We start from the raw sequence: 17560 nt of genomic DNA on the forward strand, positions 1-17560 counted from the left end.
GAAATCCCCATAGCCATCGACTGTGGCCCGCGGGTTCCTTCCTCGGGGACTTTCGTACGCCTGCCGGCGCCCGAAACTCTTCACGAGAGCGGACTGGCAGCTTACAGTATGATGATGTTCGGACGCAGCCGTTCCGCTGTTGGCCCGCGAGCTGACGTCAAAAACTCCTCGGGCATGCCGGAAAGTGTGAAAATCGCATTTTACACTCACAGACCATTCGAAATATGAGCGGCTTGGCGGCGCCTTCAGGTGCGCCTAACCCGGCAGCCAAGAGCTTCCTGGACTCGCAGAGCCACATCTTTGTGGATGACTTCAGCAAGTAGGTTTCAGACGTGTATAAGGTCCTCGACGGAGGCCTCTTGGGTTTTGAATGGTGGCACATGGCAAAGAAAATCGTTTGGAGAACGGATGGCCGGCTTTTTGAGCCCGGTGACGAGATGACCTCAGCCGGCGACCATGCGCTGACATCCCTGAATGCAGGTCACGCTCCGACCGAGCAGGCTTTCCGGGATGGAATCCCAAATGGACACGACCTTCGCGAACATGGCGAGATGAGAGTTGGGCGCGGTGGACCTGGGACCACGAACCGGACAAGTTTCTCTACAAGCTTGAGATTGACGAGGACGAAACCAGGCACACCGGCGACGTGTGCTGGTATTCCGCAGCCAGGACGCTCATCGGGGAGGGCAAATCTCCCGCCGAAGCCGTGGACGCCTATGCGATCAGCCAACCCCATATCCAGGACCAGCACTACAAGCCGAGGGTGGAAATCCTAGTCAAGCGCGCGACCGTGCTGGAGCGCTACGAAAAGAAGTCCAGGAACGGCCCTTGCGGGCTTGGTACGGGCTAGGACAAGCGGACCAAGATGGGCCTAACACCGTGCTCTGCCTGCGGTGCTTGAGACGCAGGCTGCTCGCAATCCGCTTGACCCCCGAGAACCGGCTAGCCTTTCCCGGATACATGCATGGCGTACGCTTCCCGATATTGGAGTCTTCCGCGCGACCTTGGACGCGTGTACGGAACAAGTTATTAGAACGCAGTCCCGGCAACAGCGCAAATAAAAAGGCCGCTTTGCATGAAGTCTCCAAAAAAAGAAGTTGACGAAGAGCGGATGAAGACCAGGCACGTTTTCCTGGACACCCAGGTTTACCGCGCCTTGGGGCACAGCCCCGCTAATCCGGCCCTGCAACAATTGCAGGCGTTGATACAGGGCGGCCGCGTCGTCCTCCACATCACCGACATCACCTTTGCCGAGGTTGCCCGGCAAATCCGGGAGAAAGTGAATAGCAAAAATCGTGAGTTGCGAGCCATCGAGAAGGAGCTTGCCATCTGGAGAAAGCGAGCGCCCAAGGGGTTTCCAAAGGGCAACTTCGACTTCGACACGAAGGAAGTGACCTCTGCCCTCCAGAATCAGTTCAACGAGTTTATTCTCAGGGAGTGTGACGCCAAGCATCACCAAGCATCTCACCAGACAGCCGAGGCCGTTTTAATCGACTACTTCGACCGTCGGCCACCATTCGACGCCCCGAGCAGCAAGGAGTTTCCGGACGCTTTTGCGCTGAAGGCCCTCGCGGATTGGTGCAGCGCAAACGACAGCCATATGTATATCGTCACCGAGGATAAGGCATTCACAAACGCCGCACTCGCTGAGCCCGAGCTGTTCTTCCACCTCAACTCGATACACAAGGTATTGGATGCGGCGGCAGACCTGGGAGCGGAAGGCGAACAGGCGGTCGAGCAAGCTATCAATCAGCCCGATTTCGACACCACCTTTGAGAGAAGGTTGGGCCTGGAATTGAAGGACGCTCATATCGTCTACATGGGGGATTTAGCCGAGGGTAACGCCTTCGACCCCAGGCTGCTAAAAATCTTCAGTGTTGAGTTCGAGGCTGTCGTTGCCTTGAGCGACAAGCTGGTAGTCGCCACAATGGTGGCAGAGGCTGAAGTTGAGGTTGACCTGGAATATGAAGACCACAGCGAGGGCGGTTACGATAGCGAGGACGGCGTTTGGCACGGCGCCCAAACCGCTACAATCGCGCTGGCTGAGCCGGTGAAAATACGAGTTATGGTTGAGATTGACCGAAACAGCGGCAAGGTTCGGGACGCTAAGCTTATCAAGCGAGATATCTATATGCACCACTCGCTGTACGAGTATCAGTAAGTGCGGCTTGGGGGGCGCAGATGTCTATTGCCGGCTGGTTTCGCACGAAGGTTTTTATCATCGCCTTCAGGTTAGCCCTGACTAAGGCTTCGCCCGGCGGCTTTACCATTGACGAGACCAACGACTTTTTGTCGGTCCGGCTTATCGATAAGGTAACTGACAAGAAGTTCCTGCTGACCGGCTTGGTCAAAGAGGGCGCCGAGGGCCTGTGGTTCAATGGTCATAACGAACACGGTCTTGAGTGCGTTATCCCCATGAAGAACCTTCGGGATTTCAGTTTTCTCGGCATCCACCACTACCGTGGCTATAACATCAAGTGGGACAACGCCCTCGCCTTCGTTTGGAGTTACTACACCCTGGGTTCTTGGAGAATCGAGAAGAAGGATAAGCGCGAGCAAGGCCGATTTAACAAGCGGACGTTGGCGCGGCAGGACCGGATGCAGGTGCTGGCCACTTTTGTCCAGCAGACGATCAAAGACCCGGACTTCAGAGCCAGTTCGTTTGCCTTGTTGGAGATCCTTTACACCCGTCGGTGGTTTCGGCACCCGGAGCAAGAAACCACCGGAGCCTACTACGATTTGGTGCTGGATTCGCTCATCGCCAGCGGCGACCTGAAGAAAGCGGATAATCTTATCTACTCCCTCCAGTCTCAGGGCCTCACCACGCTGGCCAACTACGAGTTGGAGGAGCGAAGGTTTCGAGATGCCGATACCCAGCAGCGGCGGATAGGCTGGCTTACAGCCGTGCTAGTGATTGTCGGGATAGTCCAAGCACTGGCGACTTACTATGCGCCAGGGTCGCCACCTGTGCTGTCGCCTGCGTCGGTTACTTCTGGCCGGTGAATGCGCGCATCGCGTCTTGGTGCCGCCGAAAGGATCTCATAGTAAGCCGTCGACAGGCCTAAGTGATCATCTAGGGCAACGATGGTCGGACTTTAGCGGGGGCTTCGCCTGCAAGTTGGCGGCTTGCTTGATGTGGCGCGATGTAGGCAAGCTCGTGTCGGCTTTCAGGTGATAAGAAATCTCGGCTCAAACGTCCGAGATGAGGCGCAAAACGGACGCCATGAAAAGTCTGGAATTAGGCCGTCAGCGGACGATCCGCCACCGGGGACGTTCAAGAGGAAAGCGGACATACCGTCGATGGAAGCCGGGGCGGAACTGGCCCGGCGCAAAATCTGGTGCCATTTCGAATTACCACCGAATGACGAGTTTCCTTCTTGCACGCTTGCACGGCGGCTCGCAACAAATGCACTTAATACGAAATGGCCGCCAGAGCCGCATCGGCCTTCGATATATGTGGCCAAAGCTGAGGAACAGCGCGGCAAAGCGCAAGAAGGTGGGAACGCAGCTGCGGAGCTTCCCCACGATCGATTTCGCCATCGGCGATTTCAAAGAACCATTCACCGACCGCTTTGCACCACTCTTCCAAATCCGATCTAGAGGCGCAGGCTGTAAGTGCAATTCGCATCTGATTGTCCGCGGCAGAGTCTATGACACCGCGGCGCCGGAGAACTCGCGACAAGATGCGCACCTCGTCGGCAAGCCCGGTATGCCGCGCCGAGGCGGCAATAATCGCGAGCCCTGATATGAGCGAGAAGCCGATATCGGAATCCGGCTCGAGCTTGAGGCGGTATTTCACCTTCCGGAGCAGGCCGGCGATGAGGTCAACGGTCTCCGTGTCGAACCGAAATACTAAGGAGAAGTTCACAACGCTCGCGAAGACACGCGCCTCAAGGGGTTTCTCGTCTCTCGGCTTGCGAAGCTCTTCCAGAAGGTCTTCCGGGAAAGGCAGCGGGGCGTCGATGCCGCCTTCGACAGGGCTAGGCGCGCAAGCCCATGGATGAGAAGTTCGGCTCTGGAGATCGTTCTCACCGTCTCCCAGCAGGAGGGTCTTGAGCGGGCCTTCCAGTAGAGTGTCTTTGGTTTCGTTGGCTACGATGCGGGCCCGCATCAAGAGCTCGACCTGGAATTGCTTCGCGCTTATCAGATCGGGAATACTACGTGGTTCCTGCCGTAGATCGGCGAGCGTTTGCATATAGAAGGGCTCTGCTCGCAAGCTTGCCCAGACGGAAGAGTCATCTCCGGTTCCTCCGAGCGCAACGATCTCCCTTTCGATCATAGACGCTTGCGCGCTCGCAGCGAGACGGCGCCAGAACGGGGGCTCGGCAGCGAAGAGGCGAAGGCGTGACAACTCCCCATCCACGAACACAAAGAGATTGACGGTGAGGGCTAGTCGTCCCGTTCTGTCCTCGGGATCCTCGTCTCGTATTCGCTCCAGCATCCGAACCAAAACGGGCTCAAGGATGGGAAAGCTTTTCAAACATCGGATGCCGATCTCAATGCCGGCAATCTGCGAAAAGAGATCGCCTCGCTCCGAGAGCCAGGCGAAGAAGGCTTCGACATCAGCTGCGGGGGTTTGCGAGATATCGATCAACGCACTGAGTCTCGGATTGGCGCAACGTAAGAGACACTGGGCGAGGCCGCGCTCAAAATCCCATTTTAACAGCCGGCCGATCTGATCCCTTGCATTGCCAGCCGCATAAGCCTCGACATTGTTCGCGTCGCCACGTTCTCCGATAAGACCTCGGTAGTAGCTCGCTTTTCCGGGCACGATCACCGAAACTTGGCCGTCCGGCACGGTGAGCTCGCCACGTACTGCAGCTGCAACCGATTGCGGCGTTAGTTTCAGGTCCTCGCTCAGTGCATCCATCTCGTCTTCGCTGAGCGGACCCTTCTCGATCTTCTCCCTCCAGGCCTCGATCACGTTCGTAAGAAGATTGGCAGAACCGACTTCGTCTTCGAAGTAAGCAAGACGTACGCTTCGATCCTCAGCGAGCATCCAGAACGAAGGCATGCGATGACGCAGTTCGCCCAGCCTCAGGAAGAGCTCAGGTTTAGCGCCCCTTTCGATCGATAGTTCGACAGGCTCTCCCTCGATAGGTTGAACAAGGATCGAAGAATCTGGTCCTTTGAAGAGGGTTCGGATCGCTGGCAACAGCTGGGAGCTTCGGAATGCAATCCCAAGACCGTTGAGGGTCAACACCGAGTCCACCGTCAGCTCGTACTTTGAGCGGAAACTCTCAGAGTAAGAGATATCTTCCCGAATGGACTTCGGAAACAGCTTAAGCAGCTCCAGGGCAACATGACCGCGACGGTCAGGCTTGCTCGTCATCGTCTCCTCCTTCGAGGGTACGGGCAATCTGTTGCCCGACAATCTCGCGGATTGACGTGAGAAGCTCGGCGTACGATTCTGGCTGTTCTTCTTTGAAGCCCTTCAATACGACGCCCTCTAGCCAATCCCGGTACCGCGCTCGGACATCTTCGTCTGGCGTTGGAAGGATCAAAAGCATTAGGACTTGCGCGCGGTATCGCTCGATCGCGCCGAGCCCTGTTGCGGCCGACCTATGTGCCCAGCCGCGCGCATCGAACAGTTCAAGGAGCCAACTCGATCTCGCGCGTGCCGTCTCGTCCAGAACGGACCCCTGCCACTGGCTGCGCAAAGCCGCCGCTGCCTCTCGCGTAAGAGTATCGAGCCAGAGGCCTTCGTTGGGCAATTGAAGACCGTCGGTCATTCTTGCCCGAACGATGCTTTCGCGGATGGCTTTGAGTTCGGCCGTCTCTTGAACGAGGCCCTCGATAACGGGAGCAGCATTCAAGAGTGCGGCGAGCTCGCCGGGACGTAGCGGAACGAAAAGCATTCCTGCCTGCCGAATAACTGTCAGGGCTTCGGTCAGTTCCTCGGGGGTGAGCTCCCCGCTTTCGGTCATCGTTGCCAGTAGATCGATTGAGGTCGCGATGGGGTAGGTCTCGTGAGTCCCGAACCGATTTCCAAATCGATCGTCGACGATCAGAGCGTCGACCTCCGGCCGCCCGGCAAAGAGCAGACGGCTGGGATGCAGATCGAAATGCTCGTCGTCGTCCTCTGCTGGCAGCAACCGACCGAGGCTCACCTTCCCGGATGCGATCCCATCGCGGAGGGCGACTTGTAGGTCCTCAACCATATGCCGGGCGTCATCTGCCGAGGCATCATAGCTGACAAGCTCATTCGCACGGTCGACTTCCGAGGAGGTGACAAAAACCTTAAACCCAGCCATCGGCAGACGGGACAGCAGGCCCAGATGCTGAAAGAACGATAGGGCGACATCGTCTAGATAGACCGTGGCGCCCGGCTGTACGACCGGATTGTGAGGCCAAGCCTGTTCGTGAAGGCGTAAGTATGCGTTGGCATTCGCATTCTCGACATCGGACAGATGTCCGCTGAGTTTGAGCGCCACGAACACATCGCCCACCCCGGCAAAAAAAGACTCGTACCCCGAAATATCCGCAGTCTCTTCGAGGAGAGAACCGGGTTTGGGAAGAGGCGCGGGCCGAACCACGAGCTTTTGCGACTTGTCTTGTTCGTCGAGCGTTTGGGCGGCAACGAGATATTGCGCGATGTCACCTCCGACCCGTAGCTCCAGGTCTTGCGGCGGAACTGCTCCCTCAAATCGGTGCACTCGATCCGCATCGATAAGCTGCTTTACCTCTCGCGCTCTCCGCACCTGACTTGGCTGATGGAACGCCAATTTATCTCGTTCTTCGAAGAGCCAGTCGAGCGTCGTGTGGGCGATCGTGACACTGTCCGCCCAGTTCAGGAACTTTCGAAGCCGGTCCGTTAGGCTGAGCGTAAGGAGGCTTGTAAGATCGATAGCAACGCGTTTACCCACATTCAAGCGTACAGGCTTCGTGCCGCCGAAAGCGAAGATCGGAGACCGTCTCCGAGGGTCCGCTTGTCCTAAGTTGCGCAGAGCGGGGCGCAAGAACACATCGAGCAGAGTGCGCCGGGCGACCTTTGCAGCGGCAAACAGAGGAGCCTCTCCACGAACGACGAGGTCCCAGGTCCGATCCATCCGCTCATCCCAATCGGGCTGCAGGTCCAAAAGCTCCCGAATATCCATGCGCCGAACCGGACCGTCTTCGCCCGACGCAACGATCGCTCCTTCGAGCCAGCCGTGAATTTCTTCCTCGTTTTCCCAGCCTGCCGAGGAAGCCGTGGAATAAGACGTTGAAAGGATGTCGGCATCGCCGTTCGCTTTGCCCGCAGCTTCGCGAACTAACTCTTGCGATCGAGCCGTGGCTCCAATCCGTTGGGCCAGCACACCGGCGCGCAGCAGTTCTGTGGCGCCCCGCTTCTCGCGATTCTGCCATTCGGTTTCGACGAAGGTGTTGAGTGAACTCCAATCGCCGGATGCAATCGCGATGTTCATTGCAAGGTGACGGTCGTTTTGAATGTCCCGTCCGGCGGAAAGCTTTTCTAAGCCGGCCTTAGCGTCGCCGAGCCTGCCAAGGCGGTAGTTGGCCCACGCCACCGTCGCGGCAATTTTGAGAGATGCGGCGACGATCCCCGGATACGTGTCCGCGAACGCAATGATCTTGTCGTCGGCATTCGTCTCGAAGAGAGCGAAGGTATAGGTTTCGGCGCTGGGAACGTTCTTGACCTGTTCGAAGAGAATCTCCGCGAATTCGGCAAGCTTCGAAAAATCCCGGATATGTTCTAGCTCACCCACAAGGTTGAGAAGGGCGGGTACTGTTGGGTTCGCTCGATATTCTGACTCCCTAAGCGCTGCGACATCGGCACCCGTCGCCCCCTCGACGAGATTACGCAATGTCGTGAGAGCGCTGGGCGGAACATCTTTGCCTTCCAGAACGGCGAGCTTCGATCGAGCCTCTTCGGTGCGTCCCGCTTTGACCAGCGATTCAATTTCAATCGAGGTCAAGAAATTCGAATGATAATATTCCAGGAGCTGCTCACGATGCCGGTCGATATAGGCGGCAACGTCCGATGCCTTTCGGTGCAAGGCCACTTCGAAGCGCGCAACCGCGGCGTCGAGCGATTTCCCGCCTGTGAGTGCTGTCGCCCGCTCTATGTCGTCTTCGACTGCCTGCAGGTTCAGATCGAGTTGGAATGCCAAAGCGAGCGGTATTCTACGAAGCCTAATCTTCTCGTCGGCCATGCTCGCTTGCAGATCTTCGAGAGCCTTTCCCACCAGCGAGGGGTCGCGCAACTGCAACCACAGCACTCTATCCGCCGCCGTCGATGCTGCCTGTTTGGCGCCGAGAGGTCCCAAGGCTGCAGCAGCTCTTTTGTAGTAGCCGATCGCTTTCGCGCGATGCGCCATCGCCTGAGTATCCTCGGCCAATGGGAAATCGGCAAGATTGGGAGGTAGCGGCGCCTGGAGCGCACCTCGAAGCTCAGGATGGACGGTCCGCTCCAGATACGCCGTCCCGGAAAGAACAAGGAGCGCAGGTGTTGTCTCGAAATCCGCCTCTCCAATCGCATCGACGACCTTAACCGCGGACTCGATGTCGTCCGCTGTGAGGTGCATACCGAGAATTCGGAACTTGCCGTCCGGATGAAATCTGTCGAGCGATAGACCGGTTCTCTCCAGCCATTGAAGGCCTTCTACCGGCGAAAGATCGTGAATGGCTACGATGAGCGAGGCTGCAAGAGACTCCGGTGTGTTGAGAGGCCCCAGAGCGGCGAGCGCCTTCGCCCTGTCGCCGTTCTGGGCGAAGGCTTCGACGAAGGCGCCCGCAATAGTCGTTTCTTCGCTGGGGCCGAACGCTTGGGCTTTCGATAAAGCATGCCGCGCCTTTTCGTGATCGACTGAAGCGAGAATTCGCGCGCACCAGGCAAAGATCGATTGACGGACGCTCGACGAAGCAGCGGTAAGCTCGCCGGTATCGACGGCCGTTAGAAGCGAATTGCAGGCAGCCGTTGAATCAAACCCGCCGGCGAACCGCGATTGCCGTAGTTCGCGAAGCCGTCTTTCCGCAAAATCGGTGACAACCGAGTTCTCTGCCGGAGCTCCGGAAAGCGCGCGAGCGATCTCCCGCTGGCCTACCAAAATTGCTTGCGTGTCTGCGCTTATGGCGGCCTGCGTTTCCAGAAGGCCTTTCGCAGCGGTCTTGATAAGAAGGCCATCGGCGGCAAGGGACGCTCGAAAGCTCTCGCCATCGAGGCGGCCTCTCTCTGTCATCGCATTTTGGCAATCGCGCTCGATCGCCTTGAACGCAGCCGGAGCCTCGTCCGGAAGCTCAAGCAGCCCCTTGAGCCTATCTTCGGCAAGCTCGCGCTGCGGCCCGCCGAAATCGTAGTCGATTACGTGAATGAACCTTAGGACTGCCTCGAGATCGAGGTCGGCAGGCGCGCCGTGCGCATCGAAAGCCGAACGCACCAACTTCTTGAAAGACGTCAGGAGTGTCCGCTCTGCGTCCGTGAGCGTTGCGGTCGATTGCATCCTCAGCGCATCGAGCGCCTTTGCGAGGCCCACTTTGATGGGGCCGGACGTTTCGTGTCCGACCGCAAGAAGCATCGCGTCTTTGCCGCGGACGAGAGGGCGATCCCATCCTCTCTCGCCTTGGCCGTCTTTGGTCAGCAGCCACAGACGTGCAAACTCATCGCAGGTTTTTCCTAGTTCGCTCGTCAGAACGAAACGTCCCGTGAGCGAGTTTTTCGACTGGATAAACACCCACCCGCCGGAATCTGTTTCTATCAAGACATCGTCCACGGGTACTTCGGTTTCGAACCGGATCGCAGTCGCTTTGGCAGCGCCCAGTCCGAGCCGCTTATCTAACGCGACAGCGGCTAGAAGCCGGACCGCAATCGAGGCGGCAACCGAAGCTTGTATGGTGACGCCGCCGGCGGGCGCATTCCCGCCGCCCTTCGCCAGTAAACTCGTGTTTTCGGTTGCCCTCTTGGCCATCGTTTACTCGCCTAAGCCCGAATTGCTGCGACGGCGCTTCGGGTTCACCCTGCTGCAGTGCACAGCATCGCTGAAGAGGAGACCTACATTTCCGAGTCGCGACACCGTCCTCGATGGCCTTATTCGACGCGCGATTCAAGGATTTCCGCTGGTGGTGCAAAGGTGCCAACTTGCGCGTCTACGCCGATGTCCGCTTCCGGGAAGCTTTCAACACTGCGGCGGTGACCGGAATGCGGCGCAGAGCAGCGCGGTTTGGGGCCGCGAGTGAATCGACGGGTGTGGTCCTAAGTTAGTTACAATCATGCAAAAGTGGCTTGACGTTTTTTGGCGCTGACTGCAACGTGGTGATGGCCTCCCGCACAGGCCTGTGTGCCCACCATGCTAAGCCTCGCAGTGCGCTTTCGCTGAGTTTTAACCCACCATTCCCTCTGGGACGGGTCTGTCAGCAGTGGGCACATGTCGGATCCGTGACCTCGATAGGGATGGATCATGAGCAATAGCGATCAACTGAAAGAACTGAAGACCGCGGCACGGAATATCGCGCATGCCAAGCGGATCAAACACGTCGGCGCACTGGAAGTCGTTGCGCAGGCCTTGGGCTATCCACATTGGAACGCCCTCGCCAACGCGAACAAGAAAGGATGGCGCCCGTCTCCGGAGGATCTTGCCACCGCGGAGGCGCTGGTACTTGCCGAAAACCCGTTGATCTCCATCGACACTGATCCCTGGAGCGCACTTGGCGCTGACAGGTTCGAGGGCGAACTGCAGGGGCACAGCTATCGGGTGAGCACTCAGGCAGATGATGTTCGCATGTGGGGACGAGGTTGGGAACTCACCTTGCCTGAGGCCCCCTTGGCTCCCCCTCGCTTCCGCGTCACGGATCGTCGACTTAGAGCAAACCCGATTGATGGTACGGACTTCCGGAATGCCGCGCTCGATGTAGCCTCGGGTTGGCGCAAGCTTGTCCACGCCCGGATCGCCTCCGATTGGCCTCGCCGCTCAACCGTGCCGGACAGCGCGGGCCGAGCCGAGCATCCCTTGGGTCATGGGGTGAGCGACATCTGGTTTTGCTTGCATTGCGACCGATCGTCTACCGGAGTTGAGATCGCCGCGAACCTCTTTCACTGCCCGCACTGCCTCGCGTCACCGCTTGACATTCACGCGTCGCCCTGGTGGCTTGGCGCGGCAGCGAAGTAGGCACCCTCAGCGACGGCCGGGCTGCTTTTGGAGCGTCAGATCTTGCTGCGCAATGACGCAGCGCGGCGAGATCGCCTCCGCGGGCTCAATGGATCGCAGCGCACAGGCACAGCCAACTAGTGCACGGCAATGTCGGCAAATACTGGAATCCTTGTAGGACATTAGCGGTCACCACCGTCACTGCCGGGTTGCACGACGTTCAAGCAAGAAGCCAGTCAGGGTCGAGAACTGATGTCTGTTCAAGATGCATGCGGTGGATGTCTGAGGAACGACTGATTTGCGGCGCATCGCTGCCAGGAGCATTGGGGCCGCAAGCAGACTGACTGCTTCCGGTTGTGATTGGCTCATAGCGGCCATATGAGGACGTATCCCCCGGCATCCGCTGTTTAGCTTACTCGCTGCCTGGAGCGACGCTCGCACGCTGGTTGACTGACTACTATTTGAACGAAGCCCGTATGCGCCCGTTGCCGCCTCTCACTCATGGTGCGAGGGTGTTGGGGGCGTATCCATCCGAGGCGCCAATGTCATGTTCCTGGGGTCGATAAGGAGCCTCAGATCGCAGGCCGTGGCCTGCTCCCTACCGTATTCTTCAAGGTCATCGACCTGTGGTCGGACATCGAGAGCTTCGAAACGGGTCGACCGATACTGCCATTCCGGATCATCGGACTGCTCGAAGAAGACCTTCGCGCTGAAGGTTATGCTGGTGTCGGCAAACGACGAGCTGCTGAAATACAGGCCTTCGGGCGGCGACGACGGTTCTTCAATCTCGAGGGTCTGGAACTCGAAGCGAGCCTGCGATTTCGGATTGAGCAGGATGTCCACCGCCATACGTGCTTCATTTGCCTCCCAGAACGCATCGAACTTGAATCTAGCGGTGGAGCGAAGGCCTGCATTCGTGAGGAGCTGAAGCCACCCATCCAAGAATGCGGAGATCAGCGGAATCTCCTTGAGGTACGGTCCGGTTATGGGTTGATCGACTGGGAAGGTAATTGACGGGATGCGGTCATTTCCGGCAATCGTCAGGGTCGCTCGCCCCGTCGCCATGAGCGTGAGCGCGCGAAGCAGCTCCGCCCATTCCTCCAGCGAATGCTCCGTGTCATCGATCGAGCCGACGGTCTCGAACCTGAGCGCCGGCCGTGTCAGCCGGATGATGAAGTCTGGGGCGCGGATGAGAAGCTCTGCTCCATGCGGCTCGGCCATCGGAGGGCCGATGAACATTTCGCCGTCGAATCGCGCTGCTTGTCCGAAGCCGGGTCCCCGGATCGAAATCTCGCAGGAACCCAGAGTAGGAGGCGTAAGACGCAGCTCCTCGATGTCGTCGAACAGCGTGCCCTGATAAAGAAGGCGTATGCCGAACCGGCTGTCAAACACGCGGAGCCGGTGCGGCTTCAAGGGCGCGAGGCCAAGCAATAGACTGCTGAAATGCTCCGGACCCTCGATTTGGATAAGTGCCTCGGCCTCGATCTGACCCTTCTCATATCCAAGTTCGGCGAGCTGCCGTTGCTTCTCAATCGTGTAGGCGCCAGGATTTTGACCGCAGGCTGCACTTATGGCCGCCAATAAGCCTGTGGGGGTCGGCTCGAAGCGCACCCCGACTTTCTCATAATCGTAGCTGATATCGGTGTGGTTGATGTCGTGGGCCTTGCTAGCCTCCGCCAGTCTCAATCGCCTGAGTACGCGCGCGAGCTCATTCCCAACAAGGTGGACAAGATAAGCGGATTGGAGTTCACCGTCGGCTCGCAGCCGAAACACAACGATGAGCGCCGGCCGAGGGTCCTTGGCCAAGCGATCGATGGCGGACAGGCTGAGGCGGATACGATTGCCGGTACGGCCGAGCGTCGACTTCAACTGAACCCGGGCGGCGTTGGTGGGGCGTTGATCGAGAGGTAGCGCTTGACCGGCCGGCGCCATCGGGAACTCCACGATGAAATCCCAGCCCATCACGTCGACGACGCTCTTGTTGCAATAGAGGCCTGCGCGCTCGCAGAGCACTTCGAACTGCCGTTCGCCGATGCGACCAATGCGATCGGAATCCAATTCGCTCTCCATGTCGTCCGTCCTCATCGATCGAGACGGACGCGAAGTCGCCGTGCGCGCTCCTTGAAGGCGCGGTCGCCACCTTCCAGGATGTCGCAGACATGCTTGCGCATCTCCGCGCTTTCGAGACCACCCGACAAGTAGCGAATGGGTGGCAGCTTGCCAGGCGTATGCGTGCCGGAAAACGCGACGATGACCTGGTCGGCATCCGTGTTGACGACGAGGTTCGCGTTGTGCGTCACCATGATGACCTGGCGCACATTCTTCGCGGCGATGAACAGCTCGACCAGCTCGTCGAAGATCGACTTCGGATCGAGGTTCTCCTCCGGCTGGTCGATGATTAGCGGGCGGTCATCGCTGTCGTCCAAGGCGAGATATAGCAGCAACAGGACGATGCCGCGCGTGCCTGGAGAGAGCTTGCGGATATCAACGGCTTCGTAGTCGATGCTGTAGATGATCTCGATATGCCTGCTGCCATAGAGCCATTTGGCGAACCGCCTCAACCAGGAGCGGTAATCCGCTTGCTGTGATCGCGGCACCTCGGAGAGATCGAGAAGCTCGGCTTGGTGGGCCTGACGAAATTCCACCATCGCATCGGCTACGGCTTTCGGATCGCCCGATTCCCACGCCGGCTTCAGCAACGCGTTGGCCCAGGTCTCCAACGTGCCCACGCCTTTGAAAGGGCCGGTGCGCCGCTTGTCGAACAAGCCTTCGCCCTCAGTCGCCCAGCGATGAACGTCCGCATGGCGAGACACCGAGAACGATAATTTGCGCAGCGTGCCGGACGCCTGCGCGAGGCGATCCATGAGCGGGCGATACAGCGCATGGAGCACTTGCTCTTCCGCGACGATGGACACGAAGACTCGCAAATAGGCCTGCTCTCGATCGGACTGAAGTTGGGTGGTCCGCACCGCGGCGCCTTCGCAATCCGCCAGCGCTTCCTTCAGGCGCTTCAGTGCAGCGTTCTCGTCCCCGATCTTGGAGGTTATCGTTCGCAGGCGATTGGCGGTGTCGGTATCGATGTTGATGAAGCGCTGAATACGGCCGATCTCAGCCTCAAGTTCGCCGAGCGACAATCGCATCAGGTCGGCATCGTCGGCTACATAAGGCTCCTGGTCGCTCGCCTTACGTGGCATCTCCTTACCCCGCCACCCGGCCGTTGCCTGCTCGGCCTTGGCCAGGCGCTCGGTCAATGTCCCATCGACATTCCCGGCGTAGGTCTGCCGGAATACCTCCCATGCGTTGTCATCCAGATGCGCGCCGACAAAGTTCTGCTTGGTCATCCGCAGCGCCATCGGCGCACGGTTGGTCCGGAAATCCGACACGTCGTTCTGCAAAGACCGCAGGGCTTGGCTCTCCTGCGACCACAACCGCATCTGGGTCCGGGCGTGATCGGACGCTTCGGTCAGTGCGTTCAGCCGCGCGATACGTTCCGCGCTGCCGACGGTCACCAATGTGTCTCGGCTTTTGATGTAGCCGGCGATCAGTGCTTCGTTCTGAGTGATTTGCGACCTGAGGCCGGTGATCTGGCGTTGCTTCTCGCGTTCGAGCCCGATCTGGTCGGAGAGGGTCGCGATGGCGTCCTCGTCGCGGCTGCGGTTGTCGCGCAACACGGTCGTCCTCAGCTCCAGCAGTTCGCCGAAATCGGTCGCGCCGTCGCGTTGAAGCGTGCTGTGGGCTCCAAAGATGACCCGCTCGATCTCGCTCAGCAATTCGTCCTTGAGCCCGTCGGCCGAGCACAGCTCTTCGACGAATTTCTGTGAAAGATAGCGCGCCCGCGGATAGAGCGACGGATCGAAGGCATCGTCGAGCAAAGGGCGCACAGATGGATCCCCGGTCTCCCAGTTCAGCCGGACGCCGACGCCGTCGAGATGCTCACTGGCCCGCACGATAAACGACGCGTTACTCAAGCGGCCGTCCGTGGCGTCGCAGCCCGCCGCAATCGCATCTGCGAGCGCGGTTTTGCCCGAGCCGCGCGCACCAATTATGGCGACCAAACCCGGATTGAGGGCGAGCCTAGGCGTCTGTGCCCAGTCCGCACCCATCAATTCTATCTCCGCAATGACACGTGCGGGGGTGGCCCGAAGCGGGGGATGAGGGCCGACATAGGCCCGACCGGCGGGATCGATATAGGCTTGGCGCAACGCATCGAATTCCATCGTGCCCTTGATCCAGGAATAGCGGTCGCCCACGGGTTTGGCGACGGTAGCTTGCTCATGCGCGTCGCTGCCGTGCAGACAGGGCTTGCAGCCGTCGTATCGCTCGCGAAGCACGTCCTCTCCGACGCCGCTTTTCCGCCCCAGCCAGAAATCGCGCTGCGCCGGACTGCTGGCAAAAATGACGTGCGCGAACTTCTCGATTTCCTGCCGCAAGGTTGCGTCATTGGCATCCCGGATGCCGGAAGTGCCATCGGTTTCGGCCCCTGCGACGGCGATCAGGATGTTTTCTTTCGCCCAATCGCTCTTGCCGTATTCTTCGCGCAACTTCCCGAAGTTGACTTTAAACTGCGAAGCCCCGTGGCGGAACGCGGTCCGCTCGTCGCTCAGCTCCGGCTTGGATTTCCGGCCCAGTTTCGCGAGGTCTTCTCGCGTGCAGGCGAAGTTGTCGCCAAAGGCTTCGAATCTCAGTCGGCTGAGAAATCGCTCCACCTCCGCCACATGCTTCGGATCGTCGGGGCAGACGAGCAGGTGGATGTTGGTCCAGCGTTCTTTCACCGTCGCCACGTCGAGCCGGAGCTCGACATTGGGGAAAACAAGCGCAACCTTTGGCAGGCGGCCGTTCTCCCTCATCTCCCGGACGACGTCCTGATAGGTGTCGGCGCAATAATAGTCTGTCACCGCGATCGCGCGGATAACCGGCATCGCCTGTTCAAGGTTGGTTAGATAGTCGCCCCAGGCGTTCGGGCCTTTGAACTGGTTGTTGAACAGGGTGCCGGGCGCATGGATATGCGGCTCCCATCGATGCCATTCGGAACCGCGATTGATCATACACCCCCCTGTTTTTCTTCCTTCTGGTTGTCTTGCGAAGCCGCGTCCGTTGCGGCCAGCGGCGGATCGGCCGGGAAGTCGACACCCGAGACGAACAGCTTCACGGTGTTTCCTTCGATGAAGATGCTGTCAGCATCATTGGTAATGAAGCCGGTGGCTGCGTCCCGGCTTCCCCTGATCCGCCCATGCGGCGTGTCGAAGGAAACTGCCTCGCAGATCGCGTAGCCGTAGCGAACGAAGTCGGAGCCGTAGAGGCCGTCCGTGCCCTTCGGGTAGCTCGCGAACCTCACCACATTGTAATCGGGCTTCAGGAGGCTAACGAAGGCCTTCTCGGCGTCGGCGACGATGCGCTTATGATCGTAGGCGCCGCTGAAATCCTCTTTCTCGAAGTCATGCTCCGGTTCGAAGGTCGTCATGATCAGCGGCTGGACGTTGAACAGGAACAAATAGATTTCGTCGGTCACCCGCGCTCCGGGATAGCGCTGGGGCTCGTTGCCAAGAATCGCCGTGCGGGCCTTGTGCCCATTGCTTATGAGGCGGTCGAAGCTGTCTCCGACTTTGGCGATGCCGACATAGAGGAGATCGTAGGTCGCGGCCTCGCGGTAACGATCGAAGCGTTGGATACCGGCGCGACCCCGTGACCGATTCCAGATCAACTTCTCGGTCGTGAACCACTCCAGAACGTTAGAGCCGAGCTCGCCGATAGGTCCGTCCCAGACCCTGATACCCTTCTCGCCAGCTTCGATCCAAAAGGATTCGGCTTCCGATAGCCCAACGGCCGGCAGGTCGCGGATGCGGATCTCGACGGGGTCGCGGAAATCGTCCCCAATCGCGAAGTCGAAGGTTATAACGTAGGTGTCGGGGTCGATGACGAGGTTCAAGTATTTGGCTTCGGCGCGACCGGCGATCACGTAGAAGTCGCTCTGCCTGAACAGCGCCTCAACCTCTGGATCATTTTGAAGCCAGACGGCCTCCTGATTGGAAATCGGCGGATAGACCGTTTCCAGGATGGTTAGCTTGGATTTTGTGCTCGTGGCTCGTTCGGACATGATCAACAGCCATAGTTGGAGACGAAGCAAAAAAGTCCTAGGCGTGTTGCCCGCGCGCAGTGTATCAGAGCAAACAATACTGGTTCATTATCGTATAGCTAAAATGCATACGTAGCGAGCCGGGGTCGATAGCTGAGATCGCCCGGCCGACCATCGCAATGGCAGCGAAAGAAGCGGCGTGTTTCTGAATGACCGGCATGCGGCGCGAAGCGGCCGTTCAAAACATGGTACTTGGAAGTCGTGCCGTCGCGCTATCGGGCGCAACGCGCCAAGGGGTCGATCCCTTCCAGAGCCATGCAAAAGCCGAATCTAGTATCCTACTTTGTCCATGAGCACCCGCAATTCGGACTGCGAAGCGACCCAGAAAGTTCGAAAAGCTTCCGGG

General features: G+C 58.9%; 9 protein-coding genes. 4 read left to right on the forward strand and 5 right to left on the reverse strand.

What is annotated here, in order from left to right; all coding sequences use genetic code 11:
* The first annotated feature begins 646 nt into the window (after positions 1 to 646).
* The 3 genes from NKH19_RS17025 (at position 647) to NKH19_RS17035 (ending at position 3003) form a co-directional block, all read left to right on the forward strand.
* A complete protein-coding gene (locus tag NKH19_RS17025; protein WP_352982430.1) occupies positions 647 to 850 on the forward strand; it encodes a hypothetical protein in 204 nt (67 codons plus the stop codon).
* A 225-nt stretch (positions 851 to 1075) separates the two neighbouring features.
* Positions 1076 to 2161 (forward strand): PIN domain-containing protein, encoded by a 1086-nt coding sequence (locus tag NKH19_RS17030; protein WP_352841104.1) that lies wholly within the window; start codon positions 1076 to 1078, stop codon positions 2159 to 2161.
* A 20-nt stretch (positions 2162 to 2181) separates the two neighbouring features.
* On the forward strand, positions 2182 to 3003 hold the full coding sequence (locus NKH19_RS17035) for a hypothetical protein (RefSeq protein ID WP_352982431.1): 822 nt from the start codon (positions 2182 to 2184) through the stop codon (positions 3001 to 3003).
* Positions 3004 to 3412: 409 nt separating this feature from the next.
* Here NKH19_RS17035 and NKH19_RS17040 read toward each other — a convergent pair whose 3' ends face one another.
* Complete coding sequence (locus NKH19_RS17040) at positions 3413 to 5332, reverse strand: hypothetical protein (protein WP_352982432.1); 1920 nt, start codon at positions 5330 to 5332, stop codon at positions 3413 to 3415.
* Positions 5316 to 9905, reverse strand: coding sequence for an HTH domain-containing protein (locus tag NKH19_RS17045; protein ID WP_352982433.1), 4590 nt, complete (start codon positions 9903 to 9905; stop codon positions 5316 to 5318). The genes NKH19_RS17040 and NKH19_RS17045 overlap by 17 nt, the downstream gene beginning before the upstream one ends.
* Before the next feature lie 489 nt (positions 9906 to 10394).
* Between NKH19_RS17045 and NKH19_RS17050 the strand changes: the two genes are divergently transcribed.
* Positions 10395 to 11102 (forward strand): hypothetical protein, encoded by a 708-nt coding sequence (locus NKH19_RS17050; protein WP_023829598.1) that lies wholly within the window; start codon positions 10395 to 10397, stop codon positions 11100 to 11102.
* Between the two features lie 474 nt (positions 11103 to 11576).
* On the opposite strand, the gene NKH19_RS17055 is transcribed toward NKH19_RS17050, so the two are convergent.
* From NKH19_RS17055 to NKH19_RS17065, 3 genes are read right to left on the reverse strand one after another with little or no spacing between them, the layout of a single operon-like run.
* On the reverse strand, positions 11577 to 13151 hold the full coding sequence (locus tag NKH19_RS17055) for a hypothetical protein (protein ID WP_155923847.1): 1575 nt from the start codon (positions 13149 to 13151) through the stop codon (positions 11577 to 11579).
* A gap of 11 nt (positions 13152 to 13162) precedes the next feature.
* A complete protein-coding gene (locus tag NKH19_RS17060) occupies positions 13163 to 16126 on the reverse strand; it encodes a TrlF family AAA-like ATPase (RefSeq protein ID WP_352982434.1) in 2964 nt (987 codons plus the stop codon).
* Positions 16123 to 17175, reverse strand: coding sequence for a hypothetical protein (locus tag NKH19_RS17065; RefSeq protein ID WP_352841088.1), 1053 nt, complete (start codon positions 17173 to 17175; stop codon positions 16123 to 16125). Before NKH19_RS17065 ends, NKH19_RS17060 begins: the two co-directional genes overlap by 4 nt.
* Between the last annotated feature and the right edge of the window lie 385 nt (positions 17176 to 17560).

Source organism: Mesorhizobium sp. M1338, assembly GCF_040318045.1.
In the GTDB taxonomy this organism is placed as follows: domain Bacteria; phylum Pseudomonadota; class Alphaproteobacteria; order Rhizobiales; family Rhizobiaceae; genus Mesorhizobium.

What these genes read in the sequence shown, in the direction of transcription:
- NKH19_RS17050 (WP_023829598.1), top strand. Translation starts at nt 10,395, where the DNA reads ATGAGCAATAGCGATCAACTGAAAGAACTGAAGACCGCGGCACGGAAT.
- NKH19_RS17055 (WP_155923847.1), bottom strand. Translation starts at nt 13,151, where the DNA reads ATGGAGAGCGAATTGGATTCCGATCGCATTGGTCGCATCGGCGAACGG.
- NKH19_RS17030 (WP_352841104.1), top strand. Translation starts at nt 1,076, where the DNA reads ATGAAGTCTCCAAAAAAAGAAGTTGACGAAGAGCGGATGAAGACCAGG.
- NKH19_RS17065 (WP_352841088.1), bottom strand. Translation starts at nt 17,175, where the DNA reads ATGTCCGAACGAGCCACGAGCACAAAATCCAAGCTAACCATCCTGGAA.
- NKH19_RS17045 (WP_352982433.1), bottom strand. Translation starts at nt 9,905, where the DNA reads ATGGCCAAGAGGGCAACCGAAAACACGAGTTTACTGGCGAAGGGCGGC.
- NKH19_RS17040 (WP_352982432.1), bottom strand. Translation starts at nt 5,332, where the DNA reads ATGACGAGCAAGCCTGACCGTCGCGGTCATGTTGCCCTGGAGCTGCTT.
- NKH19_RS17035 (WP_352982431.1), top strand. Translation starts at nt 2,182, where the DNA reads ATGTCTATTGCCGGCTGGTTTCGCACGAAGGTTTTTATCATCGCCTTC.
- NKH19_RS17060 (WP_352982434.1), bottom strand. Translation starts at nt 16,126, where the DNA reads ATGATCAATCGCGGTTCCGAATGGCATCGATGGGAGCCGCATATCCAT.